This is a genomic window from Prevotella rectalis, from assembly GCF_900607215.1.
GTDB classification, from domain to species: domain Bacteria; phylum Bacteroidota; class Bacteroidia; order Bacteroidales; family Bacteroidaceae; genus Prevotella; species Prevotella brunnea.
Window position 1 is genome coordinate 1,230,189 of sequence record NZ_LR027820.1, and the last position, 690, is coordinate 1,230,878.

The 690-nt window shown below is 40.1% G+C and carries 1 protein-coding gene; it reads right to left on the bottom strand.

What is annotated here, in order from left to right; translation table 11 throughout:
• Positions 1-28: 28 nt before the first annotated feature.
• A partial coding sequence (locus E0E16_RS06325) for an IS30 family transposase (RefSeq protein ID WP_130829720.1) occupies positions 29-690 on the bottom strand: 662 nt, incomplete at its 5' end.

A 690-nucleotide genomic window follows, 5' to 3' on the forward strand; every position in this document is an offset into this window, starting at 1 on the left:
GTCGCAGAGTCAACCAGCAAGTGCAAAATTATAAAACGTATTTGAAGAATTCACACTTTGGAGTAGAAAAGTTTAATTTTTCTCTCGGTCTTTCGTTCAATTTCTTTTGTATCGACATAATTCTCTTGTCTGTGTAATGTTCAAACGAATCCTTTTTCGGTATATATTGTCTGATTAGTTTATTTGTATTCTCAATAGCTCCCTTTTGCCAAGAACAATATGGATCAGCGAAGTATACGGGCACGCCCAAGAACTTGGTAATGTCCTTATGTGCTGCAAATTCAGGTCCGTTGTCTGTTGTAATGGTCTTCAGACAGTCCTTGTATGGTGGCAGCAGTTTCCTAACTACCTTTGCCAGAGGCTTTGACTGCTTTCCAAATGGCAGTTTCTGCATAAGCAGCATATTGGTGGATTTCTCTACCAGTGTGAGTATGGTATGCTGGTCAGGGTCTACGATCAAGTCCATCTCAAAATCTCCGAATCTCTTCCCGTCAACTTCCTTACTTCTTTCATGGATACTCAACCTGTCTTTAATTGGAAGATGTCTGCCCTTGGGACGATGTCTGTATTTCATCTTATGCCTTGTGTGTTTGGCAAGTTCCCCTGTTGTATCATTATGAATGATATTATAAATGGATTGGTGGGACACCTTTATTCCCTCATTCTTGCGCAGATAACCTGATATTTGTC